The organism is Lactobacillus xujianguonis, from assembly GCF_004009905.1.
Classification (GTDB): domain Bacteria; phylum Bacillota; class Bacilli; order Lactobacillales; family Lactobacillaceae; genus Lactobacillus; species Lactobacillus xujianguonis.
The window spans coordinates 1-16335 of record NZ_ML136882.1 but is presented as its reverse complement, the minus strand read 5'-3'; the positions used below and the strand labels follow the sequence as shown (position 1 = coordinate 16335).

19 protein-coding genes and 1 other annotated feature are annotated in these 16335 nt (G+C 38.2%); of the genes, 5 read left to right on the top strand and 14 right to left on the bottom strand.

Going from position 1 to position 16335, the window contains the following annotated elements:
• Positions 1-22: 22 nt before the first annotated feature.
• Positions 23-940, bottom strand: a complete 918-nt coding sequence (gene coaA / locus EJK17_RS06065) for a type I pantothenate kinase (protein WP_103660878.1) — start codon at positions 938-940, stop codon at positions 23-25.
• A gap of 59 nt (positions 941-999) precedes the next feature.
• On the opposite strand from coaA, the gene EJK17_RS06060 reads away from it, so the two are divergent.
• The gene (locus EJK17_RS06060; RefSeq protein WP_103660879.1) at positions 1000-1572 is read left to right on the top strand and encodes an SGNH/GDSL hydrolase family protein; all 573 of its coding nucleotides are present in this window, start codon (positions 1000-1002) and stop codon (positions 1570-1572) included.
• Here EJK17_RS06060 and EJK17_RS06055 read toward each other — a convergent pair.
• The 5 genes from EJK17_RS06055 to helD all read right to left on the bottom strand — a co-directional run bounded on the left by EJK17_RS06055 (position 1564) and on the right by helD (position 6856).
• A complete protein-coding gene (locus EJK17_RS06055) occupies positions 1564-2064 on the bottom strand; it encodes a GNAT family N-acetyltransferase (RefSeq protein WP_103660880.1) in 501 nt (166 codons plus the stop codon). The two genes, EJK17_RS06060 and EJK17_RS06055, sit on opposite strands and share 9 nt — an antisense overlap.
• On the bottom strand, positions 2021-2830 hold the full coding sequence (locus EJK17_RS06050; protein WP_103660881.1) for an amino acid ABC transporter substrate-binding protein: 810 nt from the start codon (positions 2828-2830) through the stop codon (positions 2021-2023). Before EJK17_RS06050 ends, EJK17_RS06055 begins: the two co-directional genes overlap by 44 nt.
• A gap of 2 nt (positions 2831-2832) precedes the next feature.
• The gene (locus tag EJK17_RS06045) at positions 2833-3453 is read right to left on the bottom strand and encodes an amino acid ABC transporter ATP-binding protein (protein ID WP_103660882.1); all 621 of its coding nucleotides are present in this window, start codon (positions 3451-3453) and stop codon (positions 2833-2835) included.
• Positions 3454-3465: 12 nt separating this feature from the next.
• Positions 3466-4107: an amino acid ABC transporter permease gene (locus EJK17_RS06040; RefSeq protein WP_103660883.1), complete on the bottom strand. Its 642-nt coding sequence runs from the start codon at positions 4105-4107 to the stop codon at positions 3466-3468.
• Positions 4108-4267: 160 nt separating this feature from the next.
• Positions 4268-4505: a binding site (T-box leader), on the bottom strand.
• Between the two features lie 53 nt (positions 4506-4558).
• Complete coding sequence (helD, locus tag EJK17_RS06035) at positions 4559-6856, bottom strand: RNA polymerase recycling motor HelD (RefSeq protein ID WP_103660884.1); 2298 nt, start codon at positions 6854-6856, stop codon at positions 4559-4561.
• Between the two features lie 157 nt (positions 6857-7013).
• Here helD and EJK17_RS06030 point away from each other — a divergent pair, with 157 nt between their 5' ends.
• From EJK17_RS06030 to EJK17_RS06020, 3 genes are all read left to right on the top strand, one after another.
• Positions 7014-7688 (top strand): matrixin family metalloprotease, encoded by a 675-nt coding sequence (locus EJK17_RS06030; RefSeq protein ID WP_103660885.1) that lies wholly within the window; start codon positions 7014-7016, stop codon positions 7686-7688.
• A gap of 76 nt (positions 7689-7764) precedes the next feature.
• Entirely contained in the window at positions 7765-8415 is a 651-nt protein-coding gene (locus tag EJK17_RS06025) for a histidine phosphatase family protein (RefSeq protein WP_103660886.1), read from the top strand.
• A 12-nt stretch (positions 8416-8427) separates the two neighbouring features.
• Positions 8428-9027 carry a DUF4145 domain-containing protein gene (locus EJK17_RS06020; protein ID WP_103660887.1) on the top strand — a complete coding sequence of 200 codons (600 nt, stop codon included), beginning with the start codon at positions 8428-8430 and terminating at the stop codon, positions 9025-9027.
• Between the two features lie 124 nt (positions 9028-9151).
• Here EJK17_RS06020 and EJK17_RS06015 read toward each other — a convergent pair whose 3' ends face one another.
• The 8 genes from EJK17_RS06015 to dhaK all read right to left on the bottom strand — a co-directional run bounded on the left by EJK17_RS06015 (position 9152) and on the right by dhaK (position 14971).
• The gene (locus EJK17_RS06015) at positions 9152-10426 is read right to left on the bottom strand and encodes a TcaA 3rd/4th domain-containing protein (protein ID WP_236629290.1); all 1275 of its coding nucleotides are present in this window, start codon (positions 10424-10426) and stop codon (positions 9152-9154) included.
• 193 nt (positions 10427-10619) lie between these two features.
• Positions 10620-10880 (bottom strand): hypothetical protein, encoded by a 261-nt coding sequence (locus EJK17_RS06010; protein ID WP_127796282.1) that lies wholly within the window; start codon positions 10878-10880, stop codon positions 10620-10622.
• Entirely contained in the window at positions 10877-11005 is a 129-nt protein-coding gene (locus tag EJK17_RS12015) for a hypothetical protein (protein WP_255409162.1), read from the bottom strand. The genes EJK17_RS06010 and EJK17_RS12015 overlap by 4 nt, the downstream gene beginning before the upstream one ends.
• A gap of 16 nt (positions 11006-11021) precedes the next feature.
• Positions 11022-12059: a hypothetical protein gene (locus tag EJK17_RS06005; protein WP_103660889.1), complete on the bottom strand. Its 1038-nt coding sequence runs from the start codon at positions 12057-12059 to the stop codon at positions 11022-11024.
• Between the two features lie 224 nt (positions 12060-12283).
• Positions 12284-12991, bottom strand: coding sequence for an MIP/aquaporin family protein (locus EJK17_RS06000; protein WP_103660890.1), 708 nt, complete (start codon positions 12989-12991; stop codon positions 12284-12286).
• 17 nt (positions 12992-13008) lie between these two features.
• Entirely contained in the window at positions 13009-13380 is a 372-nt protein-coding gene (gene dhaM / locus EJK17_RS05995; RefSeq protein ID WP_103660891.1) for a dihydroxyacetone kinase phosphoryl donor subunit DhaM, read from the bottom strand.
• A complete protein-coding gene (gene dhaL, locus EJK17_RS05990) occupies positions 13377-13961 on the bottom strand; it encodes a dihydroxyacetone kinase subunit DhaL (RefSeq protein WP_103660892.1) in 585 nt (194 codons plus the stop codon). The genes dhaM and dhaL overlap by 4 nt, the downstream gene beginning before the upstream one ends.
• 14 nt (positions 13962-13975) lie before the next feature.
• Complete coding sequence (dhaK, locus tag EJK17_RS05985; RefSeq protein WP_103660893.1) at positions 13976-14971, bottom strand: dihydroxyacetone kinase subunit DhaK; 996 nt, start codon at positions 14969-14971, stop codon at positions 13976-13978.
• 254 nt (positions 14972-15225) lie between these two features.
• On the opposite strand from dhaK, the gene galU reads away from it, so the two are divergent.
• A complete protein-coding gene (gene galU / locus EJK17_RS05980) occupies positions 15226-16122 on the top strand; it encodes a UTP--glucose-1-phosphate uridylyltransferase GalU (protein ID WP_103660894.1) in 897 nt (298 codons plus the stop codon).
• The last annotated feature ends 213 nt before the right edge of the window (positions 16123-16335 follow it).

The following is a 16335-nucleotide window of genomic DNA, read 5'->3' as shown; positions in this document are numbered from 1 at the left end:
TTACTAAATCTAGTATACCAAACTAGAACTTCTTCAGATAAATTTGATCAATCAAATGCCCATCGGTCTTGTGCAAAATCAAACTGGCCCGCGTCCTTGTTGGGGCAATGTACTCCCGCAAATTAACTAAGTTCACCATCTGCCAAGTTTCCTCTGCTAACTGCAATGCAGCATCCCGGGGACCATTAGCCAAATCATAATAAAAGTTTTCCGGCTTATTTTTGTTAATCTCCATAATTTTTTCAAAACGCTGCATGTACCATTTTTCAATCAAGTCTTCTGGTGCATCAATATAAATTGAAAAATCAAAGAAATCACTAGTTACTACTTGTCCGCTTTCCGGTAATTGCAGGGTATTAATTCCTTCAATAATTAAAATATCTGGCCGTTTTACATGTCCAAATTTATTAGGCACAATATCACTTAATTCTTGTGAATATAGCGGATAAACAATATCTTCTTTGCCACTTAAAACATCAACCAAAAAGTTACTAATTAATTGCATATCATAGCTTTCAGGGAAGCCTTTGCGCGACATCAAGTTTTTCCGTTTTAAAACATCATTCGGATAAAGAAAACCGTCAGTCGTCATCAGTTGCACCTTTAACTCTGGATAAGTCCGACTCAATAAAAGCTGCAACAAGCGCGCAGTGGTTGATTTACCCACTGCTACTGAACCAGAAATCCCAATAATAAAAGGGGCCACTTTATGCTTTTGCTGTAAAAAATTAATCTGGGCAGCTTGGACGGTTCTCTTAGCCTTATACATTAAGTGCAAATAATTAATCAAAGTGGTATAAATTTCATGGACATCATTTAAATCAATTACATCCCCCACTGATTTAACTTGGGCGAGTTCTTCTTTGGTAATGTCCGGCTTGTGATCAACTGGCCTAATTGCGGCCCATTCATCACGGGTAAAATTAAAGTAATTTTTCATCGATCTATCCTTTTCAAATTCACTCTGTATTCTCATTATATACTACAAGGAGAAAATTTATGACCAAGATAACCTTATTCGGTGATTCCCTTTTTAATGGCTTTCGTAAACGATGCAATACCACTTTAATTACTGACGGCCTGCAAGCACGCCTAGCTTCTTATGCACAAGTGGAAAACATTTCAAGAAGTGGAGCCACGACTGTTGAAGGACTTGATCTGCTTGACCAAGTCGACCCTAATTCTGACTTAGTAGTTATTGAATACGGCACCAACGATTCCTCTGCTTGGGGCATCAGCTCTGAGAGTTATCGCCAGAATTTATCCACCATGATCCACTTTTTTACCCCAGAAAAATGCATTATTGTTGGTCCTTGGCATCCCAAAGAAGCGAATAATTTCTTCGATTTTCAAACTATCAACAACAATATCCACATTGCCCAAAACTTAGCCCAAGAAAATCATTGTCCATTTGTAAATTTAAGCCAAATCACTAACGGTAAAAATAAGCAGGTACTTGACCAAATTTATCAAGAAGATAACCTCCACCTCACCGATTGCGGCAATCAATTACTACTAGATTTGCTTACTCCAGTAATTCTAACCAAATTAAAAAAGCTAGGCTTAGCCTAACTTCTTCGTCATCATTACATGCTCAACGCCGCCTTCATCAAAGACGTCACCCACAACTTGATAACCGAGTTGATCATAAAATGGCTTGGCTGATATTTGTGCATGACATGAAAGAGTCTCAACATTACGACTTATCAACAGCTTATGCACAGCTTGCAACATTTGACTGCCTAAATGCTGTCCACGAGTAGTCTTATTAACAGCTACCCGCCCAAGCATCCAGCCTAACTTTTGATCTTGAAAAATCCGGCAAGTTGACAGAGCATCAGTCTTTTCTTCATTTAATAAAAAGACCTGCCAAGCGTGTAAATCAATATCGTCTAATTCCGGTAAAGTTATCTTCTGTTCACTGACAAAGACCTCAGAACGCAGTCGTTCGACACAGAAAACTTCCCGGCCAGTCATTTCATCAACTGTTTTAATTAAAAATTGTCCAACTTTTTCCACATTATTTCCCCAAATAATTACTATTACGGCCAAACCATTTTTCATTTAGTCGTCTTAATTGACCATCCGCTTGCAAGTGACGCAAGGCTTGGTCAATTTTTTCTTTTAATTCATGATCACCTTTGCGCATCCCGACAGCAAATAAGTCAGCGGGAACCTTAGGATTCGTTAACACAACATAATCTTCTTGATGCGCCATATGCTTAATATAATAGTTGGCATAAACTTCATCAAGCAAAATTCCTTGTATCCGGTTGGCATTCAAATCTAAAAAAGCATTCGGAATTTGATCATACAAAATAGTCTGCTTGGCATGTAATACTTTCTGCTTTCCTTCATACCATTGCTCAGCCGTTGATCCAGTCTGCATTCCTAAAATTCTATTCTTCATTTGCTTAAAAGAATGAATCTGACTTTGTTTTTTAACTACTAATACCTGACCGTTGCGCAAGTAAGGAATACTGAAGGCAACTTTACGCTGGCGCTGTTTAGTAATACTATAACCATTCCAAATTAAATCAATTGTGCCATTGCGTAATTCGGTCGCATTCATTGACCAATCAATTGTTTGAAAATTGACTTTAATTCCATATTGCTTAAATACTTCACGAGCTAAATCAATGTCATAACCCGTTAACTGGCCATTCTTTTTGACAAAACCCATCGGCACAAAAGAATCATCTAGTCCGACAACAATTTCCTTCTTCTGCTCTACTCTTTGCCAAGTATTATTTTGAGTTCGATTTTGGCAAGCAGTAACAGTTAATACTACCAACAATAAGATGGCTAAAAGGCTTACTTTTTTCTTCATAATTAGCCCTCACTTAGTGGCTTAACCCGCAATACTTGATCGGCAACATTTTCTGCAAAAGTTAAATCATGGGTAATGATTAATTGCGTTAAGCCGGTTTTTTTCAAACCTAAAATCATTTTCTCTACTTCTTGGCGTAATTCTGGATCTAAGGCACTAGTCGGCTCATCGTAGCATAAAATTTTCGGTTTCATCGCCAAGGCTCGCGCAATTGCGACCCGTTGTTTTTGTCCCCCAGATAGTTGGTAAGGATATTGCGCTTCATGACCTGTCATTTGCAGTTGTTTTAATAAGTCTAAGGCCTGCTTTTTAGCTTCCCGGTCACTTTCTTTTAGCACTAATTGTGGCGCTAAAGTAATATTGGCTAAAACACTTAAATTAAGAAATAAATTGAAGTCCTGAAAAACAACTCCCACTTGTCCAGAAGTTGGCTCCTTACCATCAATTAAGATTTCACCAGAGCTTTTTGTTTCTAAGCCAGCAATAATGCGCAATAAAGTGGTTTTTCCAGCACCAGATGGGCCCACAATTGTCAAAATATCGCCATCATTTAAGGTAAAAGAAATGTTCTTTAAAATTTGTCTGCCATTAAAGGCTTTAGCTAACTTTTTAACTTCTAGCATTCTTCTCCACCTCTATCTGTAATAGCTATAGTGTTTTTCAATCTTCTTTTGCGCTAAGGCACAAAGACTAATCATTGCTAAATAAATCACACCGACTAATAAGAGCGGCACTAAGGTTACATCTCGCGCCATGGCAACATTACCAGCCCGCAATAAATCACCTAAGCCGATAACATACACTAATGATGAATCCTTAATCAAATTAATCACTTCGTTGAAGATTGATGGTAAAACGATTTTAACCACTTGTGGAATAATAATTTTACTCATCGTCTGCCAGCGGCTTAAACGCAAGACTAAGGCAGCTTCATATTGTCCTTCACTGATTGACTGTAAACCTCCACGGAAAATCTCCGCAAAATATGCCGCATAGTTTAAGACAAAAGCTAACAGCGCTGCTTGATAACGCGGAAAAACGATATGTAAAATGGGCAAGCCATAAAAAACAAAAATCAATTGCAATAGTAACGGCGTGCCCCGCATAATCCACACATAAAATTCGACCAACCATTTCAAAGGCTTAATTTTGCTCATTTCTCCTAAGGAAACTAACATCCCTAGCGGTAAGGCTAGAATTAATGTCCAAAAGAAAATGCGCACTGTCATCCATGTTCCAGCAAGTAATGCTGGCATAATTTGTCCTACGTATTCCATTAGTTCACCTGCTTTTTTTATCAAAAAGGCGCCCTGCTTGAGTTTTCACTCAAGAGGACGCCTCAACGTGGTTCCACCTCAATCTCATAGTAATCCTCACGAACTACTACCTCATGAGGTTTATTAACAAAAATAAAAGCCCTCCTAGACCAATTGGGCCTAAGAGGGCGAATATGAAGATCCGCGGTTCCACCTCATGTTCATAGTTAACTCACATTAACTATCTTACTAAGTTTGTTAATAAACCTTCAGCTATAACGGGCTCACCCCGGACCTCTCTACTAATTTCAAGGAGCCAACTCACAGACGTGTTTTCACTTAAGCGATTATCTTATTTCCACCAACAAAGACTCTCTATTAATTGCGCTTAGGCTACTTCTTCTGTTCTAAGTTGTTGATCACATTGATTTAATAATAGCTTGAGTTTAAATTTGTGTCAATCTTTTTACACTTACTTTTCGTCATAAGTTTTACCATCACTTGGTAAAAGTGGACTCTTTTCACCAGTGTAAACCAAATCTAGCTTATACATCGCTCTTGAAGTAATCGTGTAAACCAATTGCGTTTCATCCAGCTTGTGGTAAGTCTTCTTAGAAGCATCCCACATAATAACTGCATCAAATTCAAGTCCTTTAGCTAAATATGAAGGCACAACCAAGTCACCAGCAACTAAACGCTGATTAGCAGTAGCAATCAAATTAGTCTTTTGCCCCATCTTAGCTAATTCCTCATGAACAAACTTGGCACTAGCTAAATCTTTAGTAATAATCGCGGTAGTGAATTTCTGTTGATCATTATTTTGCAAAATTCCTTGCAAGGCTTTAATTGCCTCACTATCATTTTCCCGGCCCCAAATAGCAGGCTTAGGACCTTGACGGTTGAAAGCCTCGATCTTTTCTCCCTGCCGCAAAATCTGCTTGGTAAAATCAGTGATTTCCTTAGTTGAACGATAAGACTTGGTCAATTGCACCACGTCAGTCTTTTTCGGATCAAACAAACTCGAAATCTGCTTAAGCAAGCTGCGACTTTCGTCTTTAGTAAAAATTGCTTGGTTTAAGTCACCGAGCATCGTGAATTTGGCCCGTGGGAAATTATATTTTAAATAAGCGAGTTGGAATGGCGTATAATCCTGGATTTCATCAATAAAGACATAGCGCATTTCAAAGTTTGCCCGCCGACCGGTTAAAAGATCATACAAGTAAAGGTAAGCAGAAACATCATTCATATGGATATCGTGATTTCTAAAGCTATCTTTCACTTCTTCCACATGCTTAGCCCAAGTAGTTTCATCAATCTGCCACTTACTTAAATCAGTCATCTTAGGAACTGCGCGTAAGAAACTCAAATATTGTGCCCGCATATTAATAAAGTTATTGTGGCGAATCTTTTCAAAGACTGGTTGCAAGGCCTTGAAAACGATCTTGCGCCCTAGGAATTTCTCTTCTTCTGCTTCTGAAGCAAATTCCTGATCAGGACGATCATACAATTCATTCAATTGCTTTTTACTTAAACTTTCAATAGCTTGAGAAACCCAACTCTTTCGTACTTCTGGCGCAATCTTACGGTTAAGCATCTTGATTAATTCTTCACGAGTAGCATCAATTCGATTAGCCAACTTATAATTTTGATTGAAAGAATAATAAATTTCTTGGATTTTATCCTTAGCAAAATATGGTTTCTTCTTGTCCCGGAAATAAATATTTTTAAAAATTACTCCACGCTGATTTAAATGCTTGGCATAACGCGTCACCAAGTTGAAGAAATTGACCGAATCCTTAAATTGACTAGTAGCCGTATCTGCCGTTTGATCCTCGAATTGCTTAAATAAGTTTTCAACTTGCATCCCTGGCAGACGCCGAGAAACAAATTGCCAATAAGTCATTTGTACCATATTCTGTTCGCCCATTTCAGGCAGAACATTCTTGATATAGTCATTAAACAATTGGTTCGGACTGAACATGATCACATCGCTTGAAGTCAAATTACCACGATAACGATAAAGCAAGAAAGCAATTCGTTGTAAGATTGCACTCGTCTTACCAGAACCGGCAGCCCCTTGAACGAAGAGTAATTCCGCACTAGTATTACGGATAATCTTATTCTGCTCTTGCTGGATCGTCGTCACGATCGACTTCATTTGGGTACTGGATTTTTCAGATAAAACTTCTAGCAGCATTTGATCACCGATGGATTCGTTGGTATCAAACATGTTCACGATCTTACCATCTTTAATCATAAATTGCCGCTTCTTGGTCATGTCAACGGTAATTTTACCCTCAGGAGAATTGTAAGAAACCTCACCTAGTTTTCCATCATAATAAATCGAAGAAATTGGTGCCCGCCAATCGTAAATTAAGAAGTGATCATTTTCATCTGCAAAAGAGCCTAAACCAATATAAATGGTCTCCGGTTCTGCTTGATCATTTTCTTTAAAATCAACTCGGGCAAAATATGGACTCTTCTCTAAACGTTCAATCGTTGCTAATTGCTTCACTGAGTGTTGCCAGTCGTGTTCACGCTCACTTAATAATTGTTGTTGCTGGTGAATGGAAAGCGCGGTTTCCATAGAAGTTGAATAGCCATCATAGTCGAGCTTCACATCATCAAAGAAGTGAGAATTTAATTCTCGTGCTTCACCTTCAACGGTTTTAATTGATTTTTTTAAGTCTTTTTCTTTCGTCTTGATCAAATTCATAACATGATCAAGATGTTTTTGTTCTTCTTGTTTTTCTTCGGTCGCTTTTATCATCTAAGTCACCTATTTTCTAAAAAAGCTGCCTACTATTTTAGCACGAATTCGATAGCGGTTACAATTTAGGGACTTTGCGCTAACAAAAATTAAGCTAAAATTCATGCATTCTTTAGAGAAGATGCTTATAATTTTGAACGTGGAGTTGATAATTTAAATGAAACACTTTTTCCATTTTCTACAAAATATTATTTTTCTGGGAATTATTTTCTTTGGTATTTGGTTTTATCAAACCAGTCCCAATGTACGTATAGCTACAAATGATTCACTTCAAACTTTGCATCAACGACTGTCCCAAATTGTCACAACTGGGAATTTAGCCCCACCCAAGTTAAGTGATCCTGACCAAACTGACCAAGCTACAACTGGAAAAAAAGCAGTAACAGACAGATGGTCTAAGCCAGAGGCAACAATCTATGTTGATTTAAACAATAACCATCTTTTGCGTTCAGCTACTCTTGATGCAATTAGTCTATGGAATCGAACTGGAGCTTTTACTTTTAAACAAGTTAATAATGCAAAAGCTGCTCAAATTATAGTCAAAGCTGTCGATGAAAGTAATACAAGTGCTGCTGGTGAAACTTCAACTAGCTATAATCTAGCAACAGGTCACTTATTAAAAGCTACAGTTAATCTAAATCGTTTTTATTTACAAAACGTCTTCTATGGTTACAGCTATAATCGCGTTGTTAACACAGCAGAGCATGAACTAGGACATGCAATTGGTTTGAGCCATAACAATGGTGTCTCAGTTATGTATCCCAAAGGCTCATTTTATACAATTCAACCCATTGATATTGAAGCAGTTAAAAAACTTTACAATGAAGATTAAGCTATATAAAAATAAGGATTTTTTAGTTAAAATGAGAGTGATGTATTTTTGACAAGTAGGGAGTAATAATAAAGAAATGAAGAGAATTTACATTGTCCGCCATGGGCAAACTTATATTAATCGTTACAATAAAATGCAAGGCTGGTGCGACACCCCATTAACTGAAGCTGGAATCACAGGCGCAAAAGAAGCTGGTAAAGCTTTAAAAGACGTTCCTTTTGACATTGCTCTATCTAGTGACTTAAAGCGAGCTAGCGAAACTTGTGACATCATTATTAAGCACAATACCAACCATAATGAAATACAACATTTAGCTTCACCATTTTTCAGGGAACAATTCTATGGTTACTTTGAAGGTTTAGATTCAGAAATGGCCTGGCGAATGATTGGTGGAGCGCACGGCTATAATACCCGCCAAGAAATGTTTGCCCAAGAAAAAATCGATACAATTAAAGATTGGATTAAAGAAGCTGATCCGTATCATGATGCCGAAGATGCTAAGGAATATTGGGATCGTTTGAATAAAGGTTTTAACCTGATCAGCGAATTAGATGGAGCTGAAAATATTTTATTAGTAATACACGGCTTTACTATTCGTAGTATTTGGTCTCGTTTTGGAGATAACATTCCCCTTGTTCCTGGTCCCAAAAATGCTTCTATCACTATTATGACTATGAACAGTACGGGTGAAATGAAGGTTACTGCTTACAACAAGATGCATTTATAGAAAATCTCAACTATGATTAAAATAAATTTTGATTTTTTAAAAGATGATTCTTTATTAAAAGAGCAGTATGATAGCGCTGCTAGACTGGCTAAGCTCTATGAAATTGACGATTATCGGGATGTCGTGATCAATGCACGTTTGTTAATTGAAACAGTCGTTAAAGCAATTTTTAAATGGGAAAATTTGAATCGCTACTATCCTCTGCACAATGGTGACCATCGAAATTTGCGCAGTGATAGTAACTTCCTCAGAGAGAATCTGAATTATCCATTGAGCATCTTTAACTTGATTGACGAAGTGCGCCGCATGGGTAACGAAGCTGTACATGATATTCATTATCACTTCACTAAAGAGCAAGCTTGGCATGTTCTATGCGCAGTAAATGACATCCTTGTTTTCCTCATTAATTCTTATGAAGACAAACATTTACACTACTTGCGACCTGATATGATGATGGAAGCTTTGGAAAATAAAACTGGTCGCTTTAGACCAGTTAAAAATAAAGCTCAAACTGCCAATGAAGAAAATGTCATGCAGGCCAAACAACTACTTGCTAATAAAAAGAAAAAACGCGGCTTGGTTAGCCGCATCAAAAAAATATTTAAGTACTAAAAAATGGCTTCTTCAATGAAGCCATTTTTCTTTATGTAACTTTTGCCAAAATGTATTACAAAGAGGTGTTTTAAGACATGATGAAAAATTACTGAACGTTTAGATACTCACTATTTTATTAAACCTATCTTCTCCCTACAATTTTGGTTCCTAACTTTTCAATTAACTGACCCTGATCCTTTACCTGATGGAACATTGCATTTTTATATTGCACAGTCTTCTTCACTCTTTTATGATGATGGCCGCGATAGCGATAAATTACTTGATGATTAACCAAGCTATAGTTCTTGCCTGCCGGTAAAATCTGCGTAATTTTGACTTTTACCTTTAACTTCTTTTTGCCTTTGGCAAACACTTTATTCTGCTTTTTCAAGAGCTTAAAACTGTCATTATCCTTGCCCTTTTCAAAGCTATCATGATCAGCCTTTAAATAATTTGCCGCCAAAATTTTAGCAGCTTCAGCTTGATCAACCAAGCCGGGCCAGTGGGGGTTAACGATGTAGTCACCTTCCACATCTTGATAGACTGCATCCTTTTCATTTCCATTATAAGCTGGCGCATTGCCATAATCACTCACATTATCATCACTGCGACTAAATGAAGGATTGATAGCTGTAGCCAGGTTCTTGACCTTCTCAGAACGAATCTTGCGCCCAGCATAAGAAGTTTGAATAAATAATTCCATCCCCTTAGCCAAAGGATAATTCTTAAAAGTAGCTTGACCATTGTCATCTAGTTTTTTAGCTCGATGATCATTAATATAAACTATTCCCTTTGGCACACTACGAATCTGGAAAGTTCCCGTCTTAATCATCATGTTGACGGTGCGGTTCGACCAAATATTAGTGATGGAATCTGCCGTTAACTTACGACCTTGCACTTTCGTCTTAACTGCCAAATGATACCGCCCAGGGAAAACCAAACCTAGATCTTGATAAAAGTCATTATCAGCCCCATCCATCTTGCCTAAATTTTTACCATTAACCGTTAATTGTGAATGAAGGTGGTTACTCTTAACTTGAGGATGGTAGACTTCAACGCGCAATTGATATTTTGGAAAAAGTAAAAAGTAACGCCCTGACCGGATTAAGCCAATTTGCCCGTTACCATTATGCGCTTTTAAATCCCGTGCCAAACGCTTAGCGACGGTTTTATTTTCTTTAAAATAAGCTTGCAATGGCTCTAAAGTCTTACGATTTACCTCAATATCAGGATTACTTGGCACAATATAACTAGTAATATCAGCCTTAGGTTGTTGCAATTCTGCCACCATGCGGTTAATTTGGTGGTCACGTTGATAGTGGAGTTTGCCCCAAGTATAAAAAGCGCCCAGTGCAATTACTAGTAATAAGATAAATTCCCATTTATGATGCCTTTTTGGCATTTTCTTTTTGGCCATGATTTCACCCTATCCTTTTCTTTTCATTTAGCCTACCAATTCTAGCTAAAAAAGCAACTCTTAATTACCAAAATACCAGCTGATAACTGCGACTACTAACCCCACCATTAAAATGACCATCATTCGCAACAACCGGCCGCGCTTTTCACCTTTTAAATTAGCCATTTGCTGCTCAAATTCAGCTTTTTCTTGCTTAAGCTGAATCTGCGCGTTTTTTATTGTCTGATGTTGCTGGTCGATTAGCTTGGCGTTTTCGGTAATGATTTCGTCGACGTTCTTCATGTTTAACTTCAATTAAACTCTTCTTTTCTGTTAATGAAACACTCTTTTTGATCAATTCTGCTCCAGCAATTAGGCGTTTGCCTAATTGTAAAAAGGCGTGATGCTTTGTTTTACCAGCAAAAATAGTCACTTCTTTCAGTGAATCAATCGTTTCAAACAGTGCTTCATTCAATTGACCGTCTGAATCATAGCTAAGGCCACATCATCACGCAAAACTTCCGGTTTAAACCACGGTGAAATTGGCAAATATTGCAGGCGCTTGATTTCTTTCATCAGCTGCTGCAGCCGTTTTTGCACGTCAAAAACTTGCTGCTCAACTTGCTTGATAATCAGCTACTGGGATTTTTTCACCAGCTAACAAAAGAAAACGCTGCTGCTGCTTATCAATCATCAACCTAATTGGCGCCACTGAAGAGAATTCATCCCGACGCATTAAACGTCTGGTTTCATCATAAACTAACTGCTCCCGCAGCACTTGCCATTGATACAAGCGCCGAACAACAATTGGACCATTGTTAGTCTTTTCTAACTGAAACTTCTGCAAGCCATGCGGATAAAACGGGTACGGATATTGCTGGCCATTAATTTCTTGTAGTATTTTTTCTTTTTGCTTAGTTAAAGCTTGGTAATCTGTAACTAACTTTTGTTGCTGCTGCTTCAAAGCTCTTTGCTGTTTACCAATCTGTCGCTGTCGATACCACTGATAACCACTATCAATTCCCATCACGATCACTTCAGCTAGCACACCCAATATTTGGTAATGAATAGGAATCTGAATCAGCCACGCCAACAGTAAAAAGATCACCAGGGCACTTAAATATTCTGGCCAGAAAAAATGCCACCGATTTTGATAATGGACTGTTTGAAATTGCGCTAACAATTGCTCATAATCTTGCTGATTTTCTTGTGGCAGTTGCCAATCACTTTGCACTAATTCGGCAGTTAACTTCTTATTCTTGAAAAAATTACCCGTTTTCCTAACCGGCAAAGCATCCGGATCATAGCGCCGAGTAAAACTGCGTAACAAATGATAAAAATCAACAATTTTTCGGGCTACTCCGCGCTCAGTATATAAGTCACTGCGTCCTTCATTTAATAATTTTTCCTGCATCCCAGCATCAACTAAATTCCACTTCGCCAAAGTTTGCACCTTTAAGCGATAATCTAATTGATTCCAAGTTAGCCAATCTTTCTGAGTCAAGCGTAAAATTGGATCACAATTATAAAGCTCATCTAACAATAAATTACTTAGAGTTGCTAATTGTCTAGAGGCTGCTGAATAATCTGCTTGAGCATATAGATAAAAAATACTTTGCGTATTTTCTCCTACCAAGGTATCGTAAAGATCCAAACTGTTGTCTGTAGTTTCACTATTCGGAAGAATGCCATGTAAAAAATCAAACTTCGTACTTTTTTAACAAAATCAAATGATTTTATAGTAACTCTTTCTTTCATGCTTATCTTTCTTTTTCTTTGATTGTTTAATGATAAGCTTTTACAGGCTATTTTGCTCAATTTTGTATATTGAAAAAGTCCAGAACAAGAACGTTCTGGACGATTTTTATTCGCTTATTTTTATAGTAACAATCTTTGCAAACCACCAGCTAAAATGCCGCCGACAATTGGTCCTACCATTGGTACCCAAGCATAAGCCCAGTCAGCACCTGACTTATTAGGTACTGGCAAAATTGTGTAAGCCAACCGTGGTGACCAGTCACGAGCTGGGTTCAAAGCAAAGCCAGTTGTGCCACCGAGAGCTTGACCAACAACCATAATTAATAATCCAACAGCAATTGGTTTTAGCCCTTTATCAAAGTCGCCTAAGTTAAGTAAAGTAAATACAAAGATAAAGGTGGCAATCATTTCACTTAAGAAGTTAAAGACACCATTTCTAATTGCCGGTTCAGTCGCAAAAATTCCTACTTGATTACCTTCTTCAGGGGGAGTCGTTACTCTAAAGTGTGGGTAGTATTGCACAATCACAATCGCTGCTCCCACAAAAGCACCCAAGAATTGCCCAAGTAAATAAGGCAAGACTTCTTGCCAAGGGAAAAAGCCAAAGCAGGCAAAGCCTAAAGTTACAGCAGGGTTCAAGTGACCTTCTGAACCTAAGTGAGCAGCCACATATACCCCAAAGGTAACTGCCATACCCCAAGCTAAAGCCACAAACATCCAGTTAGAGCCTTTAGCGTAAGACTTTTTCAAATTAATTGCTGCACCGCAGCCTACTCCTAGGACAATCAACACCATGGTGCCGAAAAATTCACCAATAAAACCAGACATTGTAAACCTCTTTCTAGTTAATCCTTAATTGTTAATGGTTTCAGTTGCGCTTCAACTTCATCTAGGCCAACGCCAGCTTGTAGAAGAGAAGCAGCAGTATAGACTCCTTCAATTAAAGCCGTGTCATATAAGTGCACTTTTTTAGTGCTCATTTCCATCGCCATTTCAAGATTCATTTTGGCACTGCCTAGATCATAAAAAGCCAAAATTTCATTAGCGGCATTATCTTCAAAGGCTTTCATGATTTTTTCCATGCTAGTCCCAATTTCGCCATCATTAGTGCCACCAGCGGTGGTCATTGGCACATCCTTCGCCACTTGCTTTAATAATTTAGGCAAGCCTTCCGCAATCTCTGGGACATGAGAAACGATCGTTAGGCCGTAGCTCATAATAAGCCCTCCGTTTCCAGCATTGCTTCAAATAAGTAGCCACTTGATTGTGAACCTGGGTCAATATGACCTTTAGAACGTTCACCTAAGTACGATGCCCGACCTTTTTTAGCCACCATATCTTTAGTTGCTTCCACGGCTGCCGTAATTTTATCCTCAGTTAAAGTCCCATCCTTAACTTCTGGAACTAATTTATCCCAGACATCGACCATCGTCTTGTCACCTGGATTAGCGCCGCCACGCATTTCAATTCCTTTTAAGGCAGCGTCTAATAATTCACCTAGATCAGTGGTTGAACTACTCTTTTTGGCCATTTCCAAAAAAGCTGTCCCATAAAGTGGACCTGAAGCACCACCAACGGTTGAAATTAAAGCCATGGCGATATTCTTCAAACCATCAGTCACATTCTCAGGCTTGCTACTTAACTTTTCTTTAACGGCCGTCATCCCACGATCCATGTTAAAACCGTGGTCACCGTCACCAATTGGCGTGTCCAAGTCACTCAAATATTGCTTGTTTTCACCAATTTTATTACCAAATTTATCCATCCAAACTGTTAATGTATCAACTGTTAATGTCATCGCTTAAATCCTTTCTACCAACCAATGGTGGTTACTGGATAATTCAAATAGTCGAGCCACTTATCGTCTTGGATCTCAAACAAAGTTAAAGAAATTCCGGCCATATCAATTGAAGTCATGTAGTTGCCAACCTTCATAAAGGCAGGCGTAATCTTAAATTCGTCCAACTTATTCAAAACATCGTTGGCAAAAATATATTGCTCCATAAGTGGCGTAGCACCCATGCCGTTAACTAGGCAGGCGTACTTCTTATTGCCATCAAGATGCATTTCGTCATTTAATTTACCAACTAATTCTTCAACTAGTTCCTTAGAAGGTTTGATCTTTTCACGGCGATAACCTGGTTCTGAGTGAATACCTACACCATATTCAATTTCGTCTTCTTTTAAGACAAAGCCTGGCTTACCTACTTCTGGATTAGTGGCAGCTGATAAAGCAACCGCAATCGTTTTGATATTTGGCAAAACTTTTTTAGCTAAAGCATCGATTTCATCAAGGCTAGCTCCTTCTTGGGCAGCAGCACCTAAAATCTTATGCATAAAGATGGTGCCTGCTACTCCGCGACGACCTTGCGTGAAAGTACTATTTTCAACAGCAATATCATCGTCAACAACAATGTTCTTGACTTCAATATTGTCCATCGCAGCTAAATCCTTGGCCATGTCAAAGTTCATGACATCCCCAGAATAATTCTTCACTACTAAGAACACACCTTTTCCTTGATCAACTGCCTTAATTGCAGCGTAAATTTGGTCAGGAGTTGGGGAAGTGAAAACTTGACCACAAACAGCGGCGCTCAGCATCCCTTTACCAACATAACCAGCGTGAGTGGGCTCATGGCCTGAGCCACCACCACTAACAATGCCAACTTTACCTTTCATTGATTCCTTGTCAGCCCGAACGACGGCTTCAGTACCAGGAATTTTTTCAATAATTTGCGGATATGATCTAACCATCCCGTTAACCATTTCTGGCACGACATCATGCGGATTATTAATAATTTTCTTCATTGCGAAATCCTTCTCCCTAAGAAAATAAGTAAACCGGTTTCAACACTTTCATTCTAACATCTCACATTCAGATAAGCGAATTATCTGATAACTAAACAATTATTTTTACCAAAAGCTAATCTTCATGAAAATTCTGTGAAAGCAAGACAGAGTAGCACAATAGTCCAATTAAAATTTCTTTCAAATAATCCGGGCCATGATCTGGTATAATGGGTTTAAAGTTATTTTTGAAATGGGAAAGAGTAAATATATAAATGAAAGTTAGAAAAGCAGTTATTCCTGCAGCTGGTTTAGGTACACGTTTTTTGCCTGCAACTAAGGCTATGCCAAAGGAAATGTTACCAATCGTTGATAAACCAACTATTCAATTTATCGTTGAAGAAGCTAAGAAGTCTGGAATTGAAGACATCTTAATCGTAACGGGGAAGGCCAAGCGGTCAATTGAAGACCACTTCGACGCTAACCCAGAACTTGAACAAGACTTGAAGCAGACTGGTAAGACTAAGCTACTTAAGTTAACGCAAGATATCACTGACTTAGGAGTTAACCTTTACTACACTCGTCAACCACACCCAGCTGGTTTAGGGGATGCGATTTATCGAGCACGTAGCTTTGTAGCTAACGAACCATTTGTCGTTATGTTAGGTGACGACTTGATGAAGGACGAGATTCCGTTGACTAAGCAGTTAATCAACGATTACGATAAGACACATGCTTCAACGATCTCAGTAATGAAGGTTCCTCACAAGGAAGTTTCTAAGTACGGGGTCATTGATCCAGAAAGTCAAATCTCACCTAACCTTTATAACGTTAAGTCATTTGTAGAAAAGCCTGACATTGATAAGGCACCAAGTGATTTAGCAATTATTGGCCGCTATTTATTAACACCTGAAATTTTCGGGATTTTGGAAACCCAAAAACCAGGTCGTGGTGGTGAAGTTCAATTAACTGATGCCATTGATACTTTGAACAAGACTCAACGCGTCTTTGCCCACGTCTTCACTGGTGAGCGTCATGACGTTGGTAACAAGGAAGGTTACCTTGAAACTTCGATTGAATATGGTTTAACCCACCCTGAAACTAAGGATGCTTTACGTAAATACATTCTTAACTTGGCTGACCAATTGAAAAAAGAAGATAAGAAAAATTAATTATTAGACACAATAGAACCCGCCCTTGCATTAGTTGCAAGGACGGGTTTTGTGATGCATTTTTTCTACGTAAAGTCAAGCATCATCGTATGTTTTGCTTTATTATTTTGTATAATTTAACGACTTAATTAAAATTGTGTCGATTTATTTTTAAACGAAAGTATGACAAATAAGCCTGCAAATCTATAATTTTTGTAAGCTTAGTTTTATAAT